This is a genomic window from Pseudoalteromonas sp. 20-MNA-CIBAN-0454 (genome assembly GCF_040308685.1).
In the GTDB taxonomy this organism is placed as follows: domain Bacteria; phylum Pseudomonadota; class Gammaproteobacteria; order Enterobacterales; family Alteromonadaceae; genus Pseudoalteromonas; species Pseudoalteromonas nigrifaciens.
In genome coordinates, this window is the sequence record NZ_JBEOOB010000192.1 from 1 (window position 1) to 259 (window position 259).

Annotated in this window: 1 protein-coding gene; it reads left to right on the top strand. The window is 61.4% G+C overall.

The genetic code is table 11. The features are described 5' to 3' along the window. The coding region (locus AAEZ22_RS18480; RefSeq protein WP_352298518.1) for a CheR family methyltransferase at positions 1-259 on the top strand (259 nt) is incomplete at both ends.

The following is a 259-nucleotide window of genomic DNA, read 5'->3' on the forward strand; positions in this document are numbered from 1 at the left end:
GCGTGCCGCACCGTGAGGAGGTGCGTATCTGGTCGGCAGGATGCTCCACTGGCGAGGAGGCCTACAGCCTGGCGATGCTGGTGGCCGAGCAACTGGCGCTGGATGCCAGCGGCGCAAAGATGCAGGTGTTTGCCACCGATATTGATGAGCGGGCCATTACCCATGGCCGCAATGGTGTGTACCCCGAAGCGATCATCACCGACGTACCGCCTCAACGGTTGCGCCAGTACTTTGCCAAGGAGAAGAATCAGCACTACCG